This is a genomic window from Breznakia pachnodae (genome assembly GCF_030814225.1).
GTDB lineage: Bacteria > Bacillota_I > Bacilli_A > Erysipelotrichales > Erysipelotrichaceae > Breznakia > Breznakia pachnodae.
The window spans coordinates 128,856-153,421 of record NZ_JAUSUR010000001.1 but is presented as its reverse complement, the minus strand read 5'-3'; the positions used below and the strand labels follow the sequence as shown (position 1 = coordinate 153,421).

Sequence of the window (24,566 nt, the reverse complement as noted above, 5' to 3'; positions counted from 1 at the left end):
CTTTATTGAAAAGGATTTTCTTGTATATTTTTTATTCGCATACGTTTATAATAAAACTAAAGGGGTGGTACTATGATTAACATTCTAGTTGTAGAAGATGATGTTAAATTAAATAAAATTGTAAGTATTCATTTGAAAAATGCAGGGTATCAGGTAATTTCTTGTCTGAACGCACTGGATGCTTTTGATGAACTTATTGATAATATGATTGATCTAATTGTTTCTGATATTATGATGCCAGAAATGGATGGGTTTGAGTTTGCTTCGCTTGTTAGAAAGCAAAACGATACCTTACCAATTCTTTTTATGAGTGCAAAAGATGATATTGGCTCAAAACAAAAAGGATTTCAAATTGGAATTGATGACTATATGGTAAAACCAGTTGATTTGGATGAATTGGTTTTACGAGTAGAAGCATTGCTTCGTAGAGCACGTATTGAGACTAGCAAACAATTAACGATTGGATTGCTAACGCTAAATGCAGATGAAATGGAAGCATATCTGGATGAAGAACAGATTCCATTAACAGTTAAGGAATTCAATATTTTATTTAAGTTATTATCATATCCAAAACGCACTTTCACAAGAAATCAGTTAAAAGATGAATTTTGGGGTGTTGATAGTGAAAGTACACCTAGGAGTGTTGATGTCTATATTACTAAGATAAGAGATAAGTTTGCGGATAATCCTTATTTTGATATTCTAACCGTACATGGGTTAGGATATAAGGCGGTTTTAAAATGACAAAAGAGAAGAAAAAGGATAAGAAAAAAAGTAGCAGTACATTATTATCCGTAAGAATGTATATTGTTATTTTCTTTGTTATTGCAGTTGCCAGTAGTTGTCTGATTATGATTTATTCAAGTTTTAAGGAGAGTGGAATTGATTCTAACTTTATCATTGCACCTTCATTAATTGGTTATCTGATGTTAATGACTTTCTTAGCTGGATTCATTGTTGTATTGCTTCGTAAGTTCTCTTATGAAAAACCGATGCGCAGATTAAGTGAAGCAATGGAACAGGTGACGGAAGGGGATTATGGAGTACGTATACGGCCATTAAAAAATAATAATGATAGTTTTATCAATGATACCTATGAAGATTTTAATAAAATGGTAGAAGAGTTAAACACTACAGAGACACTAAAAAGTGATTTTATTGCGAATGTATCACATGAAATTAAAACACCACTTTCAGTGATTCAAAGTTATGCTCTTGCATTACAAGATGATAAACTAAGCGAAAGTGAAAAAATCGAATATACGGAAACAATTATATCGGCTTCTAAAAAACTATCAAATCTGGTAGGGAATATTCTAAAACTAAATAAACTTGAAAACCAAGAGATTACTGCAGAATACACAACTTTTGATTTAAGTGAACAATTACGATTTAGTATTCTTGCATATGAAGATCTTTGGGAAAAGAAAAATATCACGATTCAAGATTCTTTAGATGAAGTGATGATTACTTCAGATGAAGGAATGTTGGAACTGGTTTGGAATAATCTTATTTCTAACGCAATTAAATTTAGTGATGATGGTGGAACCATCAAAGTATCTCTGCAAGAAATAGATGATGCTATTGTAATGAAAATAAGAGACAATGGATGTGGAATCAGCAGTGATACAAGAAAACATATCTTCGATAAATTCTATCAGGGAGACACTTCTCATTCACAACAGGGAAATGGTTTAGGATTGTCGTTAGTTAAAAAAGTAGTTGATATTCTAGGTGGTAGCATTGAGGTCAATAGTATCTTAGGAAAAGGTACCCAGTTTATTGTTACTCTGTATCCAAATAAGCAGAAATATCAAAATTAAACATTTGAGTGTTGACAGCGCTTACACTTGATGATATTATTTGTCTAACAAAATTGAATTTAGGATTGTTACTCCCATAAGAGGCATAACCGAAAAAGCGAAGTAATTTGTTTTTTTGGTTTTTTTATGGGAGTTTTTCCTATTATAATGAAAGAGAGGACGAGACAAATGTTCGAAAAATTTAAGAAGAATCAAAGTGTAGATTTGTACTCACCTGTAGATGGAAAAAGAATTGCATTAGAGAATGTGCCAGATCAGGTGTTTGCATCCAAAATGATGGGTGATGGAGTTGCTTTTGAGTTAGAAGGTAATGCTATCTGTGCACCGTGTAATGGAAAAGTAACAATGATAGCGAACACTTTGCATGCAATTGGTATTACTGCAACTAATGGTGCTGAGATACTAATTCATGTAGGTTTGGATACGGTTAACTTAGAAGGAAAAGGGTTTAAACGATTTGTAGAACAAGGCTCAAGAGTAAGAAAAGGGGAATTACTGCTTGAAATAGATAGAGCATTTATGGAAGAACAAGCAGTTGATTTAATCACACCAATGGTTATCACAAATGGTGCTGAAGTAACATTTGTGATTGAACCAGGTGAGGATTTGGTTGTTAAAGGAAAGACGAAATTGATTACATTTAAGTAGATGGAGGTACAATCATGAGGGTTGTAAAAAAAATCAATAATAATGTCGCAGTATGTGTTGATAATAATAACCATGAATTAATAGCATTTGGAAAAGGGATCTCATTTCCTGAAATTCCATATGAACTTGATGATTTATCAATTATTCAACGAACATTCTATGGAGTGAATGAATCATGTATTGATTTATTGAAAAAGATACCTGAAGATATCTTTGGAATTGCTGCGAAGATTGTTGACTTGGCAAGAGCAAAAATTGATATTGAGATGAATCCCAATATAGTATTTACACTTGCTGATCATATTCAATTTGCACTTCAGAGAAATGAAACATATATGAATATTAAGATGCCATTTACTCATGAGATTGAACATTTCTATGAGTTGGAAATGGAAGTGGCAAAAGAAGCGGTTCGCTATATAAATGCAAAGAAGAATGTTTCGTTGCCATATGAAGAAGTATTTGGAATTGCATTTCACTTTATTAATGCCGAAAGAATTCGTAGAGATATGAGTCAAGAAATTGATGATGAGAAAGTTGTTGAAGATGTCACTCGCATTATTGAGGAGGAACTTCGCTTGCAAATTGATAAGAGTGGATTTAATTATTCCAGGTTTGTATCTCATATCTATTATTTATTGAAACGAAAGAATACAAATACACAAATGTCTACGGATAACTTAAAGATTTTTGAATCAATGAAAGAAGAGTTTCCGAGTATTTATAAATGTGTATATACTATCAAGATTTATTTAAGTGGCTCACTTGATTGGGATGTTAATGAAGAAGAATTAATGTATCTAATGCTTCATGTAAATCGATTATGTAGCAGATTAGATAGTAATTAAGAGCAGTTGTCGTTTGGCAATACCAATATATAAGCGCGCATATATTGTTTGCATATAAAAGTAAAAACAAAAAGAGGAAAAATATATGGATAAAAATAAAAAAATAGCAGAAGATGTGCTAAGTGCAGTTGGTGGTAAAGAAAATGTAACAAGTGTATTGCACTGTATGACAAGACTTAGGTTTACTTTAAAAGATCAAAGTCTTGTGAATGTAGATGATATTAAAAAAGTTGATGGTATTATGGGCTGTCAGATTGTTGGTGGACAATTACAAGTAATTGTTGGTCAGAATGTAGATAAAGTATATAGTGAAATCTGTGATCTAGGAGGATTTGCTAAAACTGCGGGATTAGATGAAAACTTAGATAAAGAACCATTAACATTAAAAAATGTTGGAGGAAAGATATTAAATTATTTATCTAGTTCACTGTCTTCCTTTATTCCGGTAATGATTACAGCAGCAATGTTTAAAACGGTATTAGTAATTTTTGGACCAGACATGCTAAATGTATTTGGGGTTGAAAGTGATATGTATATATTACTTAGTTTCCTGTATGACGCAGGGTTCTACTTCATGCCAATTTATCTAGGTTATACAGCAGCAAAAACGCTTGGAGTTACACCAGTACTTGGGATGTATATGGGTTGTATATTAGTAGTTCCAGCTTTTGTAGAACTAGCAAATATTGGGGTTTCATTCACTGTTTATGGGATTCCAACAGTTGTAAATAACTATGGGCAAACTTTGGTGCCTATACTATTAATTGTATGGGTGATGTCATATGTTGAACGTTTCTTTAAAAAGATTGTTCCTACTACATTATCAACAATCTTTGTGCCATTCCTAACTGCAGCAGTAATGGTTCCAGTTGGATTATGTGCACTGGCTCCATTAGGAGGATTTGTTGGGGATTATGTTGGTGAAGCATTAGTGTGGTTCAGTAACAATGGAGGGTTTATTGCTGTTGCTGTAATTGCGGCATTATGGGAATTCTTAGTAATGACTGGAATGCATTCAGTAGTAATCGTAACTGGTATCACAATCATTATGCAACAAGGATCTGAATCTTGTATTTTAGTAGCTGGTGGAATTGCTACTTGGTCATGTTTTGGAATGGCATTAGGAGCATTCTTCAAATTAAAAGATAAAAATGAAAAATCATTAAGTTTGGGATATTTTATTTCCGGAATTGTAGGTGGCGTTACCGAGCCAGCGTTGTATGGAATTGGAATGAAATATAAAAAACCATTTATTGCGATGGCGATTGGTGGATTTGTTGGTGGATTATATGCAGGTATTACTGGTGTTGCAACGTATGTACTTGGAGCTACTAACTTCTTAGCGGTTCTAGGATATGTTGGTGGTGGTACAACTAACCTAATCAATGGTATAATTGCATCAGCAATAGGATTGATTGGAACAGCAGTTCTTACATACTTTTTTGGATTTAGTAAAAAAGATTTAGAGGTAAGAAATAACGAAGGAGTGTTATAACCTATGAAATTAATTGTGAATGGTGATGACTTTGGAATTACAAGAGCATGTAATTATGCGATTATTGATTGTTATAAATATGGCTTTCTGACATCTACAAGTATGATGACAAATATGCCAGGATTTCCACATGCTGTAGAATTAATGAAAGAATATCCTGACTTAAGTGTTGGTATTCATTTGAATCTTACAGTAGGAAAACCACTAACAAAAGATTTGAAAACACTTGTAAATGCAGATGGAAATTTGAACAAAGATGCAATGAATAAGGATGCGGTTGTAGATCCTGAAGAGATAAGAAAAGAAGTTACAGCACAGTTTGATTACTTTGTGGAGTTAACAGGACAACTGCCAACGCATATTAATTCGCATCACGGAATTGAAATGATTCCTGGTGCCGAAGCAATCCAGTTACAACTGGCGAAGAAACATCAGTTGCCAGTCCGAAGGTTCTTTACATTACCGCAAGGAAATCATCCAGACAGTGACTATGTAATTCCTAATATGTGTTTAATTATGAAAGAAGATTGGTCAATTCCAATTGAGCCAGAAGATATTATCAATTTCTTTAATGATGATATGTTAAAGAGTGATGATATTTATGAGTTAGCTGCACATCCAGGATATGTAGATTATGAATTAATGCAGTTATCATCATTAACCAATGCAAGATGTAATGATGCATACAACTTTATGTGTGATGAATTAAAAGACTGGATTAAAGCAAACGACATCGAGTTAGTAACATATTCACAAATACCATTAAAAGGTTAGATTATGAAAAGGAGAGCTACAGTTAATAACTGTCAGCTCTTTTCTTGATAGGTAATATAGTTACTGATTTATGTTAATTTGAGTTTTGTTAATGTTTAGTAAAAAAACGTTTGATTGAGTTCATGTTTTTGTGATATTATGTCATAATTGCTATTAGTGAAATATTGAAATAGTAGTTATGAAATTTTAGTGAAGGGGGAATCTTATGATAAAGACAATTTCAAAAAGTATTCGAGAATATAAGAAAGATTCAATTATGTCGCCAGTATTTGTTTCTATAGAAGTGGTGATCGAATGTATCATCCCTTTTTTAATTGCGAATTTAGTAAATCTAATTAAAGCAGAAGCAGAATTCAGCACAATTCTTTTTTATGGAGTAATACTTGTTATTCTAGCAATGTTATCCTTATTGTTTGGAACATTGGCAGGATATCGATGTGCAAGTGCATCGTGTGGATTAGCGAAAAACTTAAGAAAAGATATGTTCTATGCAATTCAGGACTATTCATTTGAAAATATTGACCGTTTTTCTAATTCTTCACTTGTTACTCGTTTGACAACAGATATTACCAATGTGCAACAGGCATATATGATGATTATTCGTACAGCAATTCGGGCACCGTTAATGTTGATATTTGCATTTTCAATGGCATTTATAATGGGTGGAAGAATGGCAATGATTTTCTTGGTTGTTGTTCCTATTTTAGGTGTTGCATTGGCGATTGTAATTTACAAGACATTCCCACTATTTAAGAAGGTATTTACAAAATATGACAACTTAAATAATTCTGTTCAAGAGAATGTGAAAGCAATGCGCGTAGTAAAATCATATGTACGTGAAGATTATGAAAGTAATAAATTTAATGCAGCTGCTACTGATGTTAGTAAAGACTTTACAAAGGCAGAGCAAATATTGGCATTAAACAGTCCAATTATGCAGTTCTGTATTTATGCAGTAATGATCTTTGTATTATCGTATGGATCTTATACTATCATTACAAGTAGAGGTATGGATTTAGATGTGGGACAATTCTCAGCATTACTAACTTATAGTTTTATGATTCTTAACAGTTTAATGATGCTATCAATGGTATTTGTTGTAATTGCATTAGCTGGAGAATCAGGAAAGCGAATTGTACAAGTATTGAATGAAAAAAGTACATTACACGACCCTGAACAACCATTAATGGAAGTAAAAGATGGAAGCATTCGTTTTGAGAATGTTAGTTTTAAATATGATGAAAATGCTGATCGTAGAGCCCTTGCGAATATTGATTTAGATATACGTTCAGGAGAAACGATTGGAATTATTGGTGGTACTGGATCATCAAAATCAACATTAGTACAACTAATCCCTCGATTATATGATGTTAGTGATGGAACGTTATGTGTTGGTGGTGAAGATGTACAGAAATATGACTTGGAAGTTTTACGTAATCAGGTTGCAATGGTATTACAAAAGAATGTATTGTTCTCTGGTACCATCAGAGAAAACTTACAGTGGGGTAATAAAGAAGCAACAGATGCACAAATTAAAGAGGCGTGTGAATTAGCACAGGCACAAGAGTTTATTGATTTGTTTCCAGAAGGATATGACACTTATATTGAACAAGGTGGTACCAATGTTTCTGGTGGACAGAAACAACGTTTGTGTATTGCTAGAGCATTATTGAAACGTCCAAAAATTTTGATTCTTGATGACTCTACTAGTGCTGTTGATACAAAGACAGATGCATTAATTCGTAAAGGGATGAATGATTTTCTTCCAGAAACAACAAAAATTATTATTGCACAAAGAACATCTTCAGTAGAAGATTGTGATCGTATTATTGTTATGGATGGTGGAAAGATTCAATCGATTGGTAGTCATGAAGATTTAATGAAGACAAGTGATATCTATCAAGAAGTATACAATTCACAGAATAGGGGGGATGATGATGAATAATCCAGGCGAAATAAACAAAAAAGGAACCGTTATAAGATTGTTGAAAATGCTTGTTCGTTTTTATCCAGTTATGGTCCCATTGACCCTGTTCTTTATTATTTTTAATGCAGTTGCAAGTTCTATACCTGCAATATTTATGCAGAATGTAATTTCGCTTATTGAAAGTAGTTGGCAAAGTGGAGACTGGAATGGTGTAAGTACTCAGATTCTAGGATTTGTAAGCATTTTAGCAACATTCTATGTATTATCATTAATCTCTGGATTTGCGTATAATCAAATGATGGCGATCATTACGCAGGGATCACTGCGTAAACTTCGTATCAATATGTTTGATTCAATGCAGAAGTTACCAATTTCTTATTTTGACCAAAATAATCATGGAGATATCATGAGTTATTATACGAATGATATAGATACCTTAAGGCAATTGATATCACAAAGTTTACCTCAACTATTGATTTCGGGAGTAACCGTATTAACTATCTTTATCATTATGATTTACTATAGTGTATGGTTAATGCTTGTAGTATTAGTTGGTGTATTTGTTATGTTGAAGGTAGTTAGAAGAGTTGGTGGAGGAGCATCAAAGTACTTTATTCGTCAACAGACTTCATTAGCCAAAGAAGAAGGTTTTATAGAAGAAATGATGCATGGTCAGAAAGTAGTAAAAGTATTCTGCCACGAAGAAGAAAGTGAAAAAGCATTTGATGAATTAAATGAACAACTATTTAAAGAGTCAGAAAAAGCGAATCGCTATGCAAATACTCTAGGTCCAATATTAAATAACATTGGAAATGTTATTTATGTTGTAGTAACGATTGTAGGTAGTGCATTGTTATTATTCAATGTACCTAACTTTAGTATTTCTGGACTTGCGTTTAGCATTAGTATTGTCGTTCCATTCCTGAACATGACAAAACAGTTTGCTGGAAATATTAACCAGGTGTCTCAACAGATTAATGCAGTTGTTACTGGACTTGCAGGAGCAGGACGTATCTTTACGTTGCTTGATGTTGAACCAGAAGTTGATGATGGTTATGTAACTTTGGTAAATGTAACTGAAGAAGATGGTAAACTAATCGAACAACCGCAACGAACAGGAATATGGGCATGGAAACATCCCCATGAAGATGGAACAACTACTTATACAAAATTAGCTGGTGACGTGCGCTTGGAAGATGTTGATTTCTCATATGTTCCTGGAAAACCAATTCTGCATGATATTTCATTGTTTGCACAACCTGGGCAGAAGGTTGCCTTTGTTGGTGCTACTGGTGCAGGGAAAACAACAATTACCAACTTGCTGAATCGTTTCTACGATATCCAGGACGGTAAGATTCGCTATGATGGAATCAATATCAATAAAATCCAAAAGAGCTCGCTAAGGCGTTCTTTGGGAATTGTATTGCAGGATACTAATTTGTTTTCGGATTCAGTTATTAATAATATTCGTTATGGTCGTTTAGATGCGACAGATGATGAATGTATCATTGCAGCTAAATTAGCAGGAGCACACGATTTCATTACTCGCTTGCCAGAAGGTTATAACACCCAAATTGATGGAAGTGGAGAAAGTCTTTCACAAGGGCAACGACAATTGCTGTCAATTGCACGTGCTGCAATTGCGGATCCACCAGTTATGATATTGGATGAAGCAACATCATCAATTGATACTCGTACAGAGCAAATCATTCAGCAAGGAATGGATGCGTTAATGGTAGGAAGAACTGTATTTGTAATTGCTCACCGTCTATCAACAGTAAAGAACTCTGATGTAATTATGGTATTGGACCATGGAGTAGTCATTGAACGTGGTTCACACGACCAACTGATTGAGGAAAAAGGAAAATACTATCAGTTATATACTGGAGCATTTGAATTAGAATAATCGTCAAACAGATAATCGAAAGGTTGTCTGTTTTTTTGTTTTATTAATAAGTTACATGATACAATAATGCTGTTAATAGGAGGGGAACATGAAACCAAAAGTAGTTGTAAACATGTGGGTGGATGCGTTTAATATTTACCAATTGAATAAATTGTTGATTCTTCGATAATAACGTGTGATACTAGGGAAGTAGATAAATATAGAGTTATAAAAAGATGAGAAAGATAGATTGGGAGGTAATATGAAAGGACTAGAATTAGTATCATTTAAAATCATTGCATCAGTAGGGACTGCCAGAAGTTTGTATATTGAAGCAGTGCAGTTAGCCAAAGCAGGGGATATGGAAGGTGCAAAGCGAATGATGGAAGAAGGGGACAGAAATTTTGTTGAAGGACATCGTGCACATGTAGAATTAATTCAACAGGAGGCAGATGATAAACCAACAGAGATTAACTTACTGTTAGTTCATGCAGAAGACCAGCTAATGAGTGCGGATGCATTTAAAATTATTGCTAGTGAGTTTATTGACCTTTATAAAAAAATAGGAAATTAAATTATTAAAGTATGATAAAACTGCATAAATTTATGTAGTTTTTTTCTTGACTTATAGTGTACTTCAAGTAGTATACTTAGAAACATATAAAATCTATGATAAAATAAACATTAAGTTATATATGTTTAACTATAGAGATGGAGGGCTCATGAAAAAGAAAACAAAAATAATACTGATAATAAGCTTTGTAATTGTATTTATGACATCATTTCTATTGTTTTGTTTCTGGCGATATCGTGATCGAGATTATACAATCACAATCCAAGATCAAGAAGTATCTAATCAAGAAGTTCCAGAAACTCTTAATATCGCAACTTATAATGTAAAGTTATTAAACAATGGTAGCGATTTAGATAAATTTATCAATGATATCGAAGGATTAGATTTAGATATTATTGCTTTACAGGAAGTGGATCAGAATGCTGGGCGTTCCAATGATATGGATATGGTAAAAGAAATGGCAGAAGGTGCTGGATATGAATACTATTATTTTTATGAAAGTATGTGGTTATTCGATGGCTCTTATGGTCTAGGTATTATCAGTAAGTATCCTATCTTAGAAGTGACATCTACTGAACTGCCAGCAGGAACCTTTTCGGAGCCTAGAATTCTGGCTGGTGCAAAAATTGATGTAAATGGAGAAATCTTACATATTTATAATACACATCTGAATTATTTTAATCGTGGAATTCGAGATAGCCAGGTTGATGCAATCACTGATATCATGAAAAACCAAGAAAACACTATTTTTATGGGGGATATGAATAACTTCTTTGTTGAAGATATTTATACAATTGATGGATTTCAATCTTTAAACACAAAAGATAGAACGTTTGTTACGTTCCGTGAAAGCGCATTTACTGATAATATCTATTACTCTGACAATCTAGAAGTAACCGATATTATTGTAACGGATACCTCATTTTCTGATCATCGTTTATTTTGGTGTGTTGTTCGTTTAGAGAAATAAAGAAGGGAGAACATTATGTATTTTGATATATTAAAGAATCAATTAATAAAAAAGAATAAATTACTCGTAAGTTTTTATGTATTTCCGATTGTGTTCTCACTACTTTTAAGTCTTTTTACATCCGACTACTCTAATCCAATGATTGCTTTTCTAATGTTTCTTTTTATCTGGTCTTTAGTGTTTATAATTGGTGGTACATTTATATTTGTATCAAGAACATTTAAATTGAGCTCAAGTTTATTCACATCAATTACAAAAGAAATAATTACTAAAATTGTATATGCTTCATTAATTTTAGTATGCATGTATCTTTCTTTGTATATTACAAGTTTTATTCTTGAACATTTAAGTCGAGGAGTGAGTATCTATGGAATGTACAATACACTCAATAATTATGGCTTGGGCGGAACGTTGATGATACTGTTTGTTTATACATTTATGTTTTGTCTGCAACTTTTATTTGTGGCAGGTTTCAGTATTGCATTAGTAAGAAGATTTGGAAAACTGTATAAGCGTATTTTTCAAATATTAGTGTTTATTGTTTTGATTATTGCACTTCTAGCAATTCAAATATATCTGTTTCCTAACTTTATTCAAGAACAAGAATTAGGTATGAATGTATTCTACATTATGACCTTTGTAGGGGAAATCAATAATTACTTAGACACCTTATTTATTCAGACAATACTAGCTACAATTGTAGTAGCAATCCTAAGTGTTATAGGAGTGAAAACACTTCAAAGATATAGTTAAACTCAATCGTTATCATGACATCTGCTTTTACTAGGCAGGTGTCTTTTTTTATTTTTTATAGGAATTTTTATCAAAAAAAGTTATGCATATTGTTTGAGAGTAAAAGAAAGGAGTGTTATAAATTTAGTAGGACGAAAGGAAAGGGAGGTACTATTATGAAAAGAATTTTGAAATGGATAGCTGTTATTTTTTCATTTCTATTACTAGTGAATGCAGTCGTTGTGTCAATGATATTTATTAGAATTCCTGATGTAAGTTGGAATATCTTTTATACCATCATGCGTAATGAATGGCTTCAATACATTGTAGTAGGAAGTTTAATAATTACAGCTATTTTATTATTCGTTCTTATCGTTAAAACGGTAGTTCAAAAAGAGGAAGATCGTGAGTTTACAATTCACAAGGATGCTGGTGATTTAACAATCTCAGATGAAAGTATCATTTCTTCTGCGCAGTTCGCGTTGGATGGAATTAGAGAAATCAAACGTTATGCTGTTGATGTACAAGGCAAACCAAGTGATAAGAAGGTAACACTTAAAGTGAATGCAGAAGTGTTGTCAAATGTAGATTATGAAACATTAGCTCAAGAAGTAACTAGCAAAGTAAAAGAAGTGGTCAGTGGTTCTTTGGGTGTTGATATTGACAAAGTAAATGTAAGAGTAAGTCAATATACGCCAGAAGAAAGAACGGCTCAAAACAAAAAGAAGCCACCAAGGGTAATTTAAGATGTTTGTATATTTATATCGTAAATTCCCAGAAGAGTTTCAGCCATATTTTTGGCGAATCGTTTCAATTGGAATAGGCTTAATTGTTTTAATTTTATGGTTACTTTTTGGATTTTGGAAGACATTGCTAACAGTAATCATCCTGACAATCAGTTATGTGATTGGAAGTGCATTCGATGGTAAGTTAGACACAAGTAGTAAAAACAAAGGCAGAAAAAGGAAGGCAAGGTAAAGGAAATGGCAAAAGCAAAAGAAACAGAAGTAAATAAGAGTTTAACCTATGATGATCAAGTGATTAAGAAAATTGTAGGATTAGCTACAGCAGAGGTAGATGGTATTCAACCATTAAATAGCAGTTTTATGGAGAATGTAACGGATAAGATAACTGGTGCAGATGAAAATACAGTTGGTATTGATGCAGAAGTTGGTCAAAAACAAGTTGCATTAGATTTAAATGTTGTATGTCGTTATGGCGTAGATGTAGCAAAAGCATTTGATGAAGTCGTTAAGAAAGCTACAGAAGCAGTAAAGAAAATGACTGGATTAGATGTAATTGAATTAAATATGCATGTCGAAAATATTCTTGGTGAAGACGAGTTTAATGAACGTTATAAAAAAGAGAAAGAATAGATTTCGAGCATTATAATAGATTTTGAATTTTAAAGTGGTAATATAAAAGGCAGATAGGACAGGAAAGGTCCTCAAGGAGGAAAAGAATTATGGCAGACTTAAAAAAAGAATTAAAAGACTTGAAAGACAAGGTAGTCGACAGAGCAGAAGAATTTGGTGACAAAGCCAAAGCAAAAGGTAAAGAAGTATCAAATGATGTAAAAGATGCATTTGATAAAGCTGGAGACAAAGCAGAAGATTTAAAAGATAAAGTAGTTGATAAAGCTGAAGACCTTAGTGGTAAAGCAAAAGAAAAAGGTGAAGACCTAAAGAAAGATGCTAAAAATGCTAAGGACGATGTTGAAAAGAAAGCAAAAGGTGCTAAGGACGACGTTGAGAAAAAAGCAAAAGATGCTAAAAACGACGTAGAAAAGAAAGCGAAAGATACAAAGAAAGACGCTAAGACAAAAGCATCAAAAGCTGAAAACGAAACAAAGAAAGCAGCCAAAAATACAAAGACGAAAGCTACAAAAGCTACAAACGAAGCTAAAAGAGCTACACACTAGGAAAGTGAACGGAAAGGGAGGTATAGTTTATGTTTAGTTTTATATGGTCATTAATTGTCGGAGGAATAATTGGAGCGATTGCAGGTGCAATTGTTGGTAAAGGAAATCCAGCAGGAATCATTGGTAATATTATCTTTGGTTTCTTAGGAAGTTGGGTTGGTACTTCATTGTTTGGTAACTTTGGGCCACTAATCGGTGGATTCGCAATCTTACCAGCATTGATTGGTGCAGTAATTACGATTGCTGTTTACTCATTCTTCTTTAGACAATCAGCACATAACTAATTATAGAAAAGCTAAGGTAAGTTCCTTGGCTTTTTTTTCTGTTTTGAGGTTTCGAAAAACTTCAATAAATAGTATGATAGTAATAGTTAAAATTAGGGGATACTATGAAAAAGTTATTGTGTGCAACAAACAATCCATCAAAAAAGAAATACTTTGAGCAATTAATCGATAAAAATGAACTGAAATTAGTTACAATTGATGAGTTGGAAATTTGTGTTAATGTGAAAGAAACTGGAAGTACACCAGTAGAAAATGCTCTATTAAAAGCACAGGCATTTTATAAAGCTACTCAATTACCCAGCATTGCATTTGATTCTGCTCTTTATTTTGAAGACTTTGCATTGGATGATCCAATTCAACCTAAAGATAAAATAAGAAGAATAAATGGAAAAACGTTAAATGATGATGAAATGATTGATTATTATATGAAAGTAGCACGAATAAATGGTGGTAAGTTATCTGCGTATTACGTGGATGGATATGCACTGGTTAATAAAGATGGGATTGCGTTTACTTATCAATCACAAAACAGTAAAGCATTTTCTTTTTATATAGTAGATAAACAGCATAAGACAATGGTTGAAGGAGAACCCTTGAATAGTATATCAGTAAGTAAACAGTCACTTCGATATTATTATGATATTTCTGAAGATGATCAGGAATTGCAAGAGCGTAGAATAAAAATGAAATTAGAAATTGATAAGCTGAAAGAATTTGTAAAGAAAGGACTTTTGGGTAAATGAAAATATTAATCTGTTGTACCAATGGTTCTTCTTCAAGTGCATTGGTTAGAAAACTGAAAGATGAACTGCAAGAAGCAAATATGGATAATTCTGTAACCATTGACTACAGTGCGTTTATTCTTGTTAAGAATAAACTGGATCAATACGATATTATTATGTGTTGTTCTCATCTTCAATATTATGTTAAGAATATGATTGAAGAGCATATTAAAGATAAAGTTCCGGTATATATAATGCCAATGAAGATTTATGGATCAATGAGTGCGATGGAACTTTTAATTGATGCACAGGATGTGATTGAAGAATTTTCCAAAAAGAAAATGAATCCATTTCATTTTGATGGCGAAGAAAATATATTACATGTGAAAAGAACGGTTGCTTATCGCAACTATAAAGGAGAAAGAGATGAGTGATAATTATTTTGAATATGGTGAAACAGAAATGCAGTATCTGAAATCTGTGTGTCCATCTTTATCGGAAGTAATTGACCGCTATGGCGTTATCAAACGGAAAATCACTCCTAATGTATATATTGCACTTGTCGATACAGTTGTTGGACAACTGTTGTCTTCTAAAGCTGCAAGAACGATTTATGGGAGACTTGAAACGTTGGCGGGTAAAGTTACTCCAGAAAAGGTTAATAAACTCTCAGTGGAGCAGTTACGAGGCTGTGGGCTGAGTTATCGTAAAGCAGAAACAATTAAAGATATTACAAGCAAAGTATTATCAAAAGAATTGGATTTAGAAGGATTAGAAAACTTATCAGATCAACAAGTAGTTAAGGAATTATCTTCAATTAAGGGTATAGGAGAGTGGTCAGCTGAAATGATTATGCTCTTTTCCTTACAACGAAAAGATGTTCTTAGTTATAAAGATCTGGCAATACATAGAGGAATCTGTCGTTTATATGGACTAGAATCAATTGAGAAAGAAGCGTTTGAAGAATGTCGTAAACGTTTTTCACCTTATAACTCAATTGCTTCAATATATTTATGGCAGTTATCCCATGAGTGAGGTGTGAGATGGACGATTTTGCATATTTAATTTTAGAAGTAGTAAATGAAATACCCAAAGGCAAGGTAAGCAGTTATGGGGATATCGCAAAGATTGCAGGATATCCCAAGAATGCCAGAAAAGTTGGTAAGGTTTTATCCAATGCTGAATTCTTTGGTGATTATCCATGTCATCGTGTCATTCATAGTGATGGTACGTTAGTCATGGGCTGGGATGAACAAGAATCCTTACTGTTAGAAGAAGGGGTAAAACTGAAACCTAATAAGAAAGTAGATATGAAGTTATATAAATGGAAACCATAGGAGGGAATATGAGAGAAGTAATATATTATGATTCACCAATTGTGAAACTGAAGATAGTAGAAGTTGATGGGTGGATTGAAGAAGTATCGTTTGCAGATGGTGAAGATGAAACTGCAGTTAAGCAACCATCTGATAATTTAAAGAATGCAAGGAAACAGTTAAAGGAATACTTTGATGGGAAACGAACAGCCTTTGATTTGAAGATGAAGTTACATGGAACAGAATTTCAAAAGAAGGTGTGGACTTATTTATCTGAAATTCCATATGGTGAAACAAGAACTTATAAAGATGTAGCCGAGGCAATTGGTAGTCCCAAAGGTTTTCGTGCTGTTGGAATGGCCAACAACAAGAATCCTATTGCCATCATCTATCCCTGTCACAGGGTCATAGGAGCCAGTGGTATGCTAGTTGGTTATGGTGGTGGATTGGACATCAAAGAGCAGTTGCTGCGCTTAGAAGGAGTTCTGTGATGCGCAGATTGAATGTGATTGCTGTATTTGACCATACACAAGAGAATATGTTGGTATGTTTGCGTAAAAAAGAGCCATACAAAGGATTGTATAATCTGGTAGGTGGAAAAGTAGAAGATAATGAAGATAGTGATGATGCAGCATATCGCGAACTGTTAGAAGAAACAGGAATACAAAAAGAAGAGATTGTACTTCATCATTTTATGGATTTTTGTTATTATAGTAGTAATTTCATTTTGGAAGTATATGTTGGGAAATTACAGCATCCAGTGGAATTAAAGGAAGAAGTAAATGCATTGTACTGGAAATCCTGTGACAGTAATTTCTTTGATCCTACAGAGTTTGCAGGAGATGGGAATTTAGGTCATATCTTAGCATTGGTAAAAGAATCTAAGATATTGGATGACAAATAAACACAAAGTACAATCATATCAGTGTTCAAGGAAATAGTTATTTAGTATACTATTATGTGAGGAATTAATATGGATTATTATGATACATTAGTTGATAAAGTAAACACACTCATGAAAGAAGAAAACTACAATGAGGCATATTCAATCTTAAAAGAAGAATTGAATATGCCTTATATACCGTACACTCATGAAGAAACTTTACAAAAAATGTTTTTGGAGTGTAAACAGGAATTGAGTATTGAAAAGCGGGCAACAAAGTATCATCAAGAAGATATTGAGACTTTATTGTTTGGTAGTGTTGATGAAGCCTGTATGGCTTGTGAGATATTAAAAGGAAGCAATATTAGAAATTATTTGGATGTTGTTGAAACATACTTGAAGAAAGCACCAAATTATCTGATTCGTACCCTTTTAATTGAAACACTGATGGAACAAGATGTAAGTGATGAGATTCAACTGAACTATGAAGGGTTAATGGTTGAATTTAAACCAACTTATGTACAGCGAATTCAAGATCGTGATGAAACCAAACTTATGGTGCAGAAATTAAGTGATTATTTCGAAAATGACAATCCAACATTCTATCGAATGTGTGTGGATAGTCTGATGAAAGAATTATATCTGAAATTACCATTTTCAGTAGATGAAGATGAGCTAGATTATGCACTTTATGCGATTATTGAGTATGTATATAAGGCAAATGGAGACGAAGAAGCATTTAAACGCTTTATTCATGAAAAAAACCTTGCAATGTACAAGGGTTATGACTTATTATTATATAAGTACGAGATTTAATGAAATTGACTTTACGGAGGTAAGAAAATGAGTTCAACATGGAAATTAAATGAAAATTCTCAAGGAGAATTAAAAGTAAAGGTTGAAGGAGAAAAATGGCTAGAAGCGCAAAAAAAGGCGTTTAAAAAACTAGCAAAAGATATTGAAGTAAAAGGATTTAGAAAAGGACAAGTTCCTGATGAAATCGCTAAAAAACAAGTGTCAGAACAAAGCATTCTAATGGAAGCAATTGATGAAGTTGCTGGACACGCTTTACAAGAAGGAATTACTGAACACGACTTATGGATTATCGCAAGACCAGAATTAGGTGTTGATGAAGTAACTAAGGAAGCAGTAATGTTGAACTTCAATGTAACAGTAAAACCTGAGGTAAAACTAGGAGATTACAAAGGTCTTGAAATTAAGAAAGACAAAGTAAGTGTTAGTGCGAAAGAAGTAGACGAACAATTGGAACAACTACAAACACGTTTTAGTGAACTAGTAGTAAAAGAAGGCGGAGAAATCAAAAGTGGTGATACAGCTGTAATTGATTTTGAAGGATTCAAAGATGGAGTTGCTTTCGAAGGTGGTAAAGGTGAAAACTATCCACTGGAAATCGGTTCAGGATCATTTATTCCAGGATTCGAAGAACAACTAATCGGAATGAAAGCTGATGAAGAAAAAGACATCGATTTAACATTCCCAGAAAACTATGGTGCAGAAGACTTAGCTGGAAAAGCAGTAGTGTTCAAAGTAAAAGTACACGAAATTAAAGAAAAGACACTTCCAGAAATCAATGATGACTTAATCAAAGATGCTGAAGTAGAAGGTGTAGAAACAGTTGAAGACTACAAAAAATATGTAAAGAATAATTTAAAAGAACAAAAAGAACAAACAGCTCAAGGAAAATTTGAAAACGATTTACTTGAGAAATTGATTGAAAACTCAGAAGTGGTAATCCCACAAGTTATGATCGATGATGAAGTTGCTCAAATGATGAACGACTTCGCAGGAAGACTTGCTCAACAAGGATTCCAATTAGAGCAATATTACCAAATGACTGGAACATCTGCTGAACAACTTCAAGAACAAATGATTCCTGAAGCGAAACAAAAAGTAAATGTTCGTTTAGTTTTGGATAAAATAGCTCAAGTAGAAAAAATTGAGATTAGCGAAAAAGATGTAGAAGTTGAATACGAAGAAATTGCTAATCGTTATGGCATGGAAGTGGACAAAGTTAAAGAAGCAATCAACCCTGATGCTTTAAATTATGACTTAAGACTTCAAAAAGCTGTTGAATTAGTAAAAGACAGCGTAGCTTAATACAAAAGAAAAGACGCTGCAGCGTCTTTTTTCACCCAAATGCAGATATTATGCATACATTTTACGTTATAATAGAAGTATAGAAGAGATATTAAAATATAAAAATTTGATATTTCTTATCACTCCAGTTGACAGAGTGCTAATATTGTGTAAAATATATATTATCACTCTAGCAAAAAGAGTGCTAAAGAGGAGGTACAGTTATGGGAAATGTAAAGGTTGAATTACCAGTAGTGTGCACGCGTGGTGTCATTGTTTTTCCTAACAATGAAATTATCATTGATGTTGGAAGAAAAAAGAGTGTATACGCACTTGAAGAGGCACAAGAGCATTTTCAAAGCCAAGTAATGTTGGTTGCTCAAAGAGATTTAGCTTTAGAAGATCCTAGAATGGATGACCTATATGAAGTAGGTACCATTTGTCATATACAACATATCCGCCATATGGACGGGTATTTAAGAGTAAAATTTAAAGGTTTGGAAAGAGCAAAAATCAGTAGTCTTGAGTTTACTGATGAAATGGTATTCGGAAGTGTTGACCCAATATTAGATGTACAAACAGATGTGAATGAAGAATTGGCATTGGTACGTCGTATTGCTCGTCAGTTAGAAAATGTTGAAGTATTAAACCAAGATTTACCAAAAGACATGATTACAAAGTTAGCTGAGGGAATTTCAGCTACACACTTAGCAGATCAGGTTGCACAAATTTTCCCGTTCTCAGTTGAATCAAAACAGCGTATTCTTGAAGCAGCAGATGTAAATGATCGTCTGTTATACATTATTCAGGAAATGGAAAACGAAAAGCAAATCAATGAACTAGATACATTGATTAACGATAAAGTGAAACAACGTTTGGACGAAAATCAACGTGAATATTACTTACGCGAAAAGTTGCGTGCAATCAAAGAAGAATTAGGAGATGTGGCTGATCGTGAATCAGATACCGAAGAGTATCGTCGCATGATCGCAGAAAACCCATATCCAGAAGCAATTAAAGAAAAAGCATTGGAAGAATTATCTCGCTATGAGATGTTACCAAGTGCATCAGGTGAAAGTGGAGTTGTGAAAACTTACTTGGACTGGTTGTTAAATTTACCTTGGTGGCAAGAAAGCCAAGATAATGAAGATTTAAACAGAGCACAAGAAATTCTTGATGAAGATCACTATGGTTTAGAAAAAATCAAAGAAAGAATCATGGAATACTTGGCAGTTAAAACAATGACGGATTCACTTAAGGCTCCAATTATTTGTTTAGTAGGTCCTCCAGGTGTTGGGAAAACTTCATTGTCAAAATCAGTGGCTCGTTCACTAAATCGTGAATTTGTTAAGATTTCACTTGGTGGTGTAAAGGATGAATCAGAAATCCGTGGTCACCGTCGTACTTATTTAGGAAGTATGCCAGGTAGAATTATTCAAGGAATGAAAAAAGCAGGGACAGTAAACCCAGTATTCCTTATTGATGAAATCGATAAGATGGGTGCTGATTATAAAGGGGATCCATCAAGTGCAATGTTAGAAGTACTTGACCCTGAACAAAATGCATTGTTCTCTGATCACTACTTGGAAGAACCATATGATTTAAGTAAGGTTATGTTTATTGCAACTGCAAACTACCTTGATAACATTCCTCACGCACTTAGAGACCGTTTGGAAATTATTCAGTTATCAAGTTATACTGAAGTTGAAAAACTTGAAATTGCAAAACGTCACTTGATTCCAAAGCAAATTAAAGAAAATGGTTTAAAACCAGCCCAATTTAAAATCAAGGATGATATGATTTCTTATATTATTAAATACTACACTAGAGAAAGTGGAGTACGTCAGTTAGAAAGAGTAATTGCTGCACTTGCTAGAAAGTGTGTACTTGCGATTCTAAAAGATAAAAAGAAATCAATTACATTAACTAAGAAAATGATTCAATCTTACTTAGGAAAAGAAATCTTTGACTATGGTAAGAAAGAACACAAAGACCAAGTTGGTACAGTTACTGGACTTGCTTACACTTCATTTGGTGGAGATATTCTTCAAATTGAAGTTAACCACTTCGATGGTAAAGGTAAGTTAGTAGTTACTGGACAATTAGGTGATGTAATGAAAGAAAGTGCTAGTATTGCCTTTGACTACGTTAGAGCAAATGCTGACAAATACAAAATCGATAGTAAGATGTTTGAAAACCAGGATGTTCACATCCATGTACCAGAAGGTGCTGTCCCTAAAGATGGTCCTAGTGCTGGTGTAACGCTTACTACAGCGCTTATTTCATCACTTAGCAACAAAGCAGTTAAGAATGATGTTGCGATGACTGGAGAGGTTACATTACGTGGTAATGTACTTCCAATTGGTGGATTGAAAGAAAAATCAATGGCAGCTCATCGTTCAGGTATTACTACAATCGTTATGCCAAAGGCAAACATTAAAGATTTAGATGATATTCCTGAAACAGTAAAAGAAAGTATTACATTCATTCCAGTTGATCATGTATCTCAAGTGTTAAATGCAGCACTTGTAAAATAATGAGAACCTGTAACAAATGTGAATTAGTTATATCTGCGCCAGACCGTGAGTCTTGGCCAGATACAACGTTACCTGAAGTTGTATTAGCTGGAAGAAGTAACGTTGGTAAATCAAGTTTTATTAATACAATTACCAATCGTAAGAAATTAGCATATGTTGGAAATACTCCAGGGAAGACAAGATTATTAAACTTCTTCAACATTGATGATGAATTGATGTTTGTGGATGTTCCTGGTTATGGATATGCAAATATTTCAAAGAAACAACTGATGCAGTTTGGCGACATGATGGAAGATTATTTCGCAAATCGAGAACAGAAGGTTGGGTTGGTATTAATTGTAGATAGTCGTCATAAACCAACAGAAGATGATGTTACGATGATTGAATTTGCTCGTTATCATCAGATGAATACAATTGTGATTGCTACAAAATTTGATAAGCTAAAAAAGAACGAAAGAAAAAAGAACCTACTGAAAATCAGTGAAGTTCTTGAATTGCCAGTTGAATCAATTATTCCTTTCTCTAGCGAAACTAGATTAGGAGTAGATGCAGCTTGGAAAAAAATAGAATCATTATATTAAGAGGACCACGTCCTCTTTTTTTTGTGCTTGTTTAAGGAATTGAACCTTGTTCTGCTATTGCTGTTTTCCCGTTAAACTATACAAACATATGTTATCTGGAAATACTATTTCCAAATCTTTGTTACGATTCCATAAATATTCTCTTTCTTAATCCAACCATTGATAAATCCATGATTGTTGGAAATCTGATACTTGATATTATCTTTCTGTTTTTTGATTCCAGTAATTTTATGCGTATAATAATTACCTTTCACTTTACAAAACACAATATCATTTTCTTTCAAATCAATATCACTTACCGGAACTAAGGTTACAGGCTGATTTGATTTTAGAATCGGCAACATACTATTTCCTGCTTCTTTGTACTTTTCAATTGTTTTACCTTCAAGAAGTAGAGAAGCAATCATACTTGCCTTTGACATAATATCCTCCTTTCTTACGTTTACTGTATCATAAAAGGTAATAAAATGTAAAATTTGCCTCAAAAGCGAGCAAACAGTTTGTAAGTCACACGAAAAATTTATATACTTATAATGTACGAAAATAGGAGAACAAACATGAATATTTTAAAATTGAAGGATGATTTTTATTGGATTGGGGTTCAGGATCGAGAACTAAAAGTTTTTGATATTATAATGGAAACCGAATATGGAACTACTTACAATTCTTATCTGTTGAAGACAGATAGTGGTGTTGTGTTATTTGAAACAGTGAAAGTGAAGTTTTTTGACCAATATATTGAAAAGGTAAAAGAATTAACAAGTATTGAAGATATTAAGTATATTGTATGTTCACATACAGAACCTGATCATAGTGGATCAGTACAGCGACTATTAGAAATGAATCCAAACATTTCAGTTGTATCTAGCTTTGCCGCAAACCGTAACTTAAATGAAATTGTAAATGGAAACTTTAATTCAATGATTGTAAAAGACAACGAAGAGTTAAAGGTAGGGAATAAGACATTACGATTCTTAAGTGTACCGAACTTGCATTGGCCTGATACGATTTATACGTATATTGTTGAAGATAAAACGCTTGTAACTTGTGATTCATTTGGAGCACATTATGCAAGTGATGAAATGTTATTGTCGAATGTAAAAGACAGAACGAATTATGAAGATGCATTCCAATACTATACAACAATGATTATGAGTCCATTTAAACCATTTATCAAAAAGGCGTTAGAAAAGATTAAACCTTTGGATATTGATTTAATTGCACCAGGTCATGGTTTGATTATTGATACAGAGATTGATCATGCAATTCAAAAGTATGCTGACTTTGCGAATGAAGTAAAGAATGAGCGTGTAAAAGTTGTAATTCCTTATGTTACTGCATATGGATATACAAAAGAGATTGCTGAAATTATTTGTGAAGAAGTAAGAGCGAACAACATGGATTGTGAAATGTATGATTTAGTAGTTACAGATAATGATATGGTATTTGATGAAATGGTACAGGCAGATGCGATTTTATATGGATCATGTACAATACTTGCTGATGCACTACCTCCAATTTACAATATTATGAATCGTATGATTAGTGGTTATCATGGAGTGAAAAAAGTATCTGCATTTGGTAGCTATGGATGGAGTGGAGAAGCCGTTCCTAATTTATTGGTACGTTTGAAACAGCAACGGATGAAAGTTGTTGATGATGGATATCGTGTATTGTTTAAACCAAGTGATGCACAAAGAGAAGAGATTCGTGCATATGCACGTAACTTCATTAGCAAGATTTAAGGTTGAATATTTACCTTGATGTTGTTATAATATGAAATAAATACGAAGAATAGAAGGAGTACTTTAATATCTGAAACATAGAGAGTCTTTGGTTGGTGAAAAAAGATGGACGAATTAAAGGAAGGTAGTCTAGGAGTAGGTTGTCTGAACTAACAGTAGGATGATCCGAGTCACATACGTTACATGTTAAAGGCGCTGTTAGGCGTGAAGTAAGGTGGTACCACGAGCATTCGTCCTTTGGATGAGTGCTTTTTTATTTTTAAGGGGGTAAAATGAATCATTTAATTGAAACTGAACGTTTGTATCTACGAGAGATGAGCAATGATGATTATGCATCATTATCATCAATATTACAAGATGAAGAAACCATGTATGCTTATGAAGGTGCATTCAGTGATGAAGAAGTAAAAAATTGGATGAATTGGTTACTTGATAGTTACAAACAACATGGACATGGTTTATGGGCTGTCGTCTTAAAAGCGAATGATGAAATGATTGGTCAGTGTGGAATTACTGTCCAGAATGTGGAAGGTAAGGAATTGTTAGAAGTTGGTTATTTATTCCATAAGAATCACTGGCATAAGGGTTATGCAGCAGAAGCAGCCAGAGGCTGTAGAGATTATGCATTCAATGTATTAAAAACAGATGCTGTATATTCAATTATTCGTGATACGAATATTGCTTCCATGAATGTTGCAATTCGTAATGGTATGCACATTGAAAAAAGATATATAAAACACTATCGAGGAATCGATATGCCTCATTTCTTATTTGTGGTAAGAAATGAAGAAAGTTAGAGGAAAA

The 24,566-nt window shown here is 33.3% G+C and carries 29 protein-coding genes and 1 other annotated feature; of the genes, 28 read left to right on the top strand and 1 reads right to left on the bottom strand.

The genetic code is table 11. The features are described 5' to 3' along the window. Nucleotides 1-72 precede the first annotated feature (72 nt). From J2S15_RS00740 to yihA, 26 genes are all read left to right on the top strand, one after another. Nucleotides 73-744 (top strand): response regulator transcription factor, encoded by a 672-nt coding sequence (locus J2S15_RS00740; RefSeq protein ID WP_307404515.1) that lies wholly within the window; start codon nucleotides 73-75, stop codon nucleotides 742-744. Beyond that, nucleotides 741-1,823, top strand: coding sequence for a HAMP domain-containing sensor histidine kinase (locus J2S15_RS00735; protein ID WP_307404513.1), 1,083 nt, complete (start codon nucleotides 741-743; stop codon nucleotides 1,821-1,823). The genes J2S15_RS00740 and J2S15_RS00735 overlap by 4 nt, the downstream gene beginning before the upstream one ends. A 168-nt stretch (nucleotides 1,824-1,991) precedes the next feature. Continuing rightward, nucleotides 1,992-2,471 carry a PTS sugar transporter subunit IIA gene (locus tag J2S15_RS00730; RefSeq protein WP_307404511.1) on the top strand — a complete coding sequence of 160 codons (480 nt, stop codon included), beginning with the start codon at nucleotides 1,992-1,994 and terminating at the stop codon, nucleotides 2,469-2,471. 14 nt (nucleotides 2,472-2,485) lie between these two features. Next, a complete protein-coding gene (locus J2S15_RS00725; protein ID WP_307404510.1) occupies nucleotides 2,486-3,319 on the top strand; it encodes a PRD domain-containing protein in 834 nt (277 codons plus the stop codon). 85 nt (nucleotides 3,320-3,404) lie between these two features. Then, complete coding sequence (locus J2S15_RS00720) at nucleotides 3,405-4,814, top strand: PTS transporter subunit EIIC (RefSeq protein ID WP_307404508.1); 1,410 nt, start codon at nucleotides 3,405-3,407, stop codon at nucleotides 4,812-4,814. A 3-nt stretch (nucleotides 4,815-4,817) separates the two neighbouring features. Further along, nucleotides 4,818-5,588: a ChbG/HpnK family deacetylase gene (locus J2S15_RS00715; RefSeq protein ID WP_307404506.1), complete on the top strand. Its 771-nt coding sequence runs from the start codon at nucleotides 4,818-4,820 to the stop codon at nucleotides 5,586-5,588. A 205-nt stretch (nucleotides 5,589-5,793) separates the two neighbouring features. Beyond that, a complete protein-coding gene (locus J2S15_RS00710) occupies nucleotides 5,794-7,533 on the top strand; it encodes an ABC transporter ATP-binding protein (protein ID WP_307404504.1) in 1,740 nt (579 codons plus the stop codon). Next, nucleotides 7,520-9,421, top strand: coding sequence for an ABC transporter ATP-binding protein (locus J2S15_RS00705; RefSeq protein WP_503128505.1), 1,902 nt, complete (start codon nucleotides 7,520-7,522; stop codon nucleotides 9,419-9,421). The genes J2S15_RS00710 and J2S15_RS00705 overlap by 14 nt, the downstream gene beginning before the upstream one ends. A 241-nt stretch (nucleotides 9,422-9,662) precedes the next feature. Then, on the top strand, nucleotides 9,663-9,974 hold the full coding sequence (locus J2S15_RS00700) for a PTS sugar transporter subunit IIA (RefSeq protein WP_307404501.1): 312 nt from the start codon (nucleotides 9,663-9,665) through the stop codon (nucleotides 9,972-9,974). Between the two features lie 148 nt (nucleotides 9,975-10,122). Beyond that, nucleotides 10,123-10,944, top strand: coding sequence for an endonuclease/exonuclease/phosphatase family protein (locus tag J2S15_RS00695; RefSeq protein WP_307404499.1), 822 nt, complete (start codon nucleotides 10,123-10,125; stop codon nucleotides 10,942-10,944). A gap of 15 nt (nucleotides 10,945-10,959) precedes the next feature. After that, on the top strand, nucleotides 10,960-11,697 hold the full coding sequence (locus J2S15_RS00690; RefSeq protein WP_307404497.1) for a hypothetical protein: 738 nt from the start codon (nucleotides 10,960-10,962) through the stop codon (nucleotides 11,695-11,697). Between the two features lie 155 nt (nucleotides 11,698-11,852). After that, nucleotides 11,853-12,422: an alkaline shock response membrane anchor protein AmaP gene (gene amaP, locus J2S15_RS00685; RefSeq protein ID WP_307404495.1), complete on the top strand. Its 570-nt coding sequence runs from the start codon at nucleotides 11,853-11,855 to the stop codon at nucleotides 12,420-12,422. A 1-nt stretch (nucleotide 12,423) separates the two neighbouring features. After that, entirely contained in the window at nucleotides 12,424-12,654 is a 231-nt protein-coding gene (locus tag J2S15_RS00680; protein ID WP_307404493.1) for a DUF2273 domain-containing protein, read from the top strand. Between the two features lie 5 nt (nucleotides 12,655-12,659). Next, entirely contained in the window at nucleotides 12,660-13,052 is a 393-nt protein-coding gene (locus tag J2S15_RS00675) for an Asp23/Gls24 family envelope stress response protein (protein ID WP_307404491.1), read from the top strand. An 89-nt stretch (nucleotides 13,053-13,141) separates the two neighbouring features. Then, entirely contained in the window at nucleotides 13,142-13,597 is a 456-nt protein-coding gene (locus J2S15_RS00670) for a hypothetical protein (protein WP_307404489.1), read from the top strand. 29 nt (nucleotides 13,598-13,626) lie between these two features. Then, nucleotides 13,627-13,881: a GlsB/YeaQ/YmgE family stress response membrane protein gene (locus tag J2S15_RS00665; protein WP_307404487.1), complete on the top strand. Its 255-nt coding sequence runs from the start codon at nucleotides 13,627-13,629 to the stop codon at nucleotides 13,879-13,881. Between the two features lie 104 nt (nucleotides 13,882-13,985). Further along, the gene (locus J2S15_RS00660) at nucleotides 13,986-14,624 is read left to right on the top strand and encodes a non-canonical purine NTP pyrophosphatase (protein ID WP_307404485.1); all 639 of its coding nucleotides are present in this window, start codon (nucleotides 13,986-13,988) and stop codon (nucleotides 14,622-14,624) included. After that, nucleotides 14,621-15,037 (top strand): PTS sugar transporter subunit IIB, encoded by a 417-nt coding sequence (locus J2S15_RS00655; protein WP_307404484.1) that lies wholly within the window; start codon nucleotides 14,621-14,623, stop codon nucleotides 15,035-15,037. The genes J2S15_RS00660 and J2S15_RS00655 overlap by 4 nt, the downstream gene beginning before the upstream one ends. After that, nucleotides 15,030-15,638, top strand: a complete 609-nt coding sequence (locus J2S15_RS00650) for a DNA-3-methyladenine glycosylase family protein (protein WP_307404482.1) — start codon at nucleotides 15,030-15,032, stop codon at nucleotides 15,636-15,638. Before J2S15_RS00655 ends, J2S15_RS00650 begins: the two co-directional genes overlap by 8 nt. A gap of 8 nt (nucleotides 15,639-15,646) precedes the next feature. After that, nucleotides 15,647-15,940: an MGMT family protein gene (locus tag J2S15_RS00645; protein WP_307404480.1), complete on the top strand. Its 294-nt coding sequence runs from the start codon at nucleotides 15,647-15,649 to the stop codon at nucleotides 15,938-15,940. 8 nt (nucleotides 15,941-15,948) lie between these two features. Further along, entirely contained in the window at nucleotides 15,949-16,410 is a 462-nt protein-coding gene (locus tag J2S15_RS00640; RefSeq protein ID WP_307404479.1) for a methylated-DNA--[protein]-cysteine S-methyltransferase, read from the top strand. After that, nucleotides 16,410-16,823, top strand: a complete 414-nt coding sequence (locus tag J2S15_RS00635) for an NUDIX hydrolase (RefSeq protein WP_307404477.1) — start codon at nucleotides 16,410-16,412, stop codon at nucleotides 16,821-16,823. The genes J2S15_RS00640 and J2S15_RS00635 overlap by 1 nt, the downstream gene beginning before the upstream one ends. A 69-nt stretch (nucleotides 16,824-16,892) precedes the next feature. Beyond that, nucleotides 16,893-17,618 (top strand): DUF3196 family protein, encoded by a 726-nt coding sequence (locus tag J2S15_RS00630; protein WP_307404475.1) that lies wholly within the window; start codon nucleotides 16,893-16,895, stop codon nucleotides 17,616-17,618. 27 nt (nucleotides 17,619-17,645) lie between these two features. Continuing rightward, complete coding sequence (tig, locus tag J2S15_RS00625; protein ID WP_307404472.1) at nucleotides 17,646-18,920, top strand: trigger factor; 1,275 nt, start codon at nucleotides 17,646-17,648, stop codon at nucleotides 18,918-18,920. Nucleotides 18,921-19,123: 203 nt separating this feature from the next. After that, nucleotides 19,124-21,436, top strand: a complete 2,313-nt coding sequence (gene lon, locus J2S15_RS00620; RefSeq protein WP_307404470.1) for an endopeptidase La — start codon at nucleotides 19,124-19,126, stop codon at nucleotides 21,434-21,436. After that, on the top strand, nucleotides 21,436-22,017 hold the full coding sequence (gene yihA, locus J2S15_RS00615; protein ID WP_307404469.1) for a ribosome biogenesis GTP-binding protein YihA/YsxC: 582 nt from the start codon (nucleotides 21,436-21,438) through the stop codon (nucleotides 22,015-22,017). Before lon ends, yihA begins: the two co-directional genes overlap by 1 nt. 104 nt (nucleotides 22,018-22,121) lie before the next feature. Here yihA and J2S15_RS00610 read toward each other — a convergent pair whose 3' ends face one another. Continuing rightward, the gene (locus J2S15_RS00610; RefSeq protein ID WP_307404467.1) at nucleotides 22,122-22,439 is read right to left on the bottom strand and encodes a hypothetical protein; all 318 of its coding nucleotides are present in this window, start codon (nucleotides 22,437-22,439) and stop codon (nucleotides 22,122-22,124) included. A 135-nt stretch (nucleotides 22,440-22,574) separates the two neighbouring features. On the opposite strand from J2S15_RS00610, the gene J2S15_RS00605 reads away from it, so the two are divergent. Both J2S15_RS00605 and J2S15_RS00600 read left to right on the top strand, forming a co-directional pair. Next, a complete protein-coding gene (locus J2S15_RS00605; protein WP_307404466.1) occupies nucleotides 22,575-23,762 on the top strand; it encodes an FprA family A-type flavoprotein in 1,188 nt (395 codons plus the stop codon). A 36-nt stretch (nucleotides 23,763-23,798) separates the two neighbouring features. Then, nucleotides 23,799-24,003: a binding site (T-box leader), on the top strand. Between the two features lie 31 nt (nucleotides 24,004-24,034). Then, on the top strand, nucleotides 24,035-24,559 hold the full coding sequence (locus J2S15_RS00600) for a GNAT family N-acetyltransferase (protein ID WP_307404464.1): 525 nt from the start codon (nucleotides 24,035-24,037) through the stop codon (nucleotides 24,557-24,559). Nucleotides 24,560-24,566 lie beyond the last annotated feature (7 nt).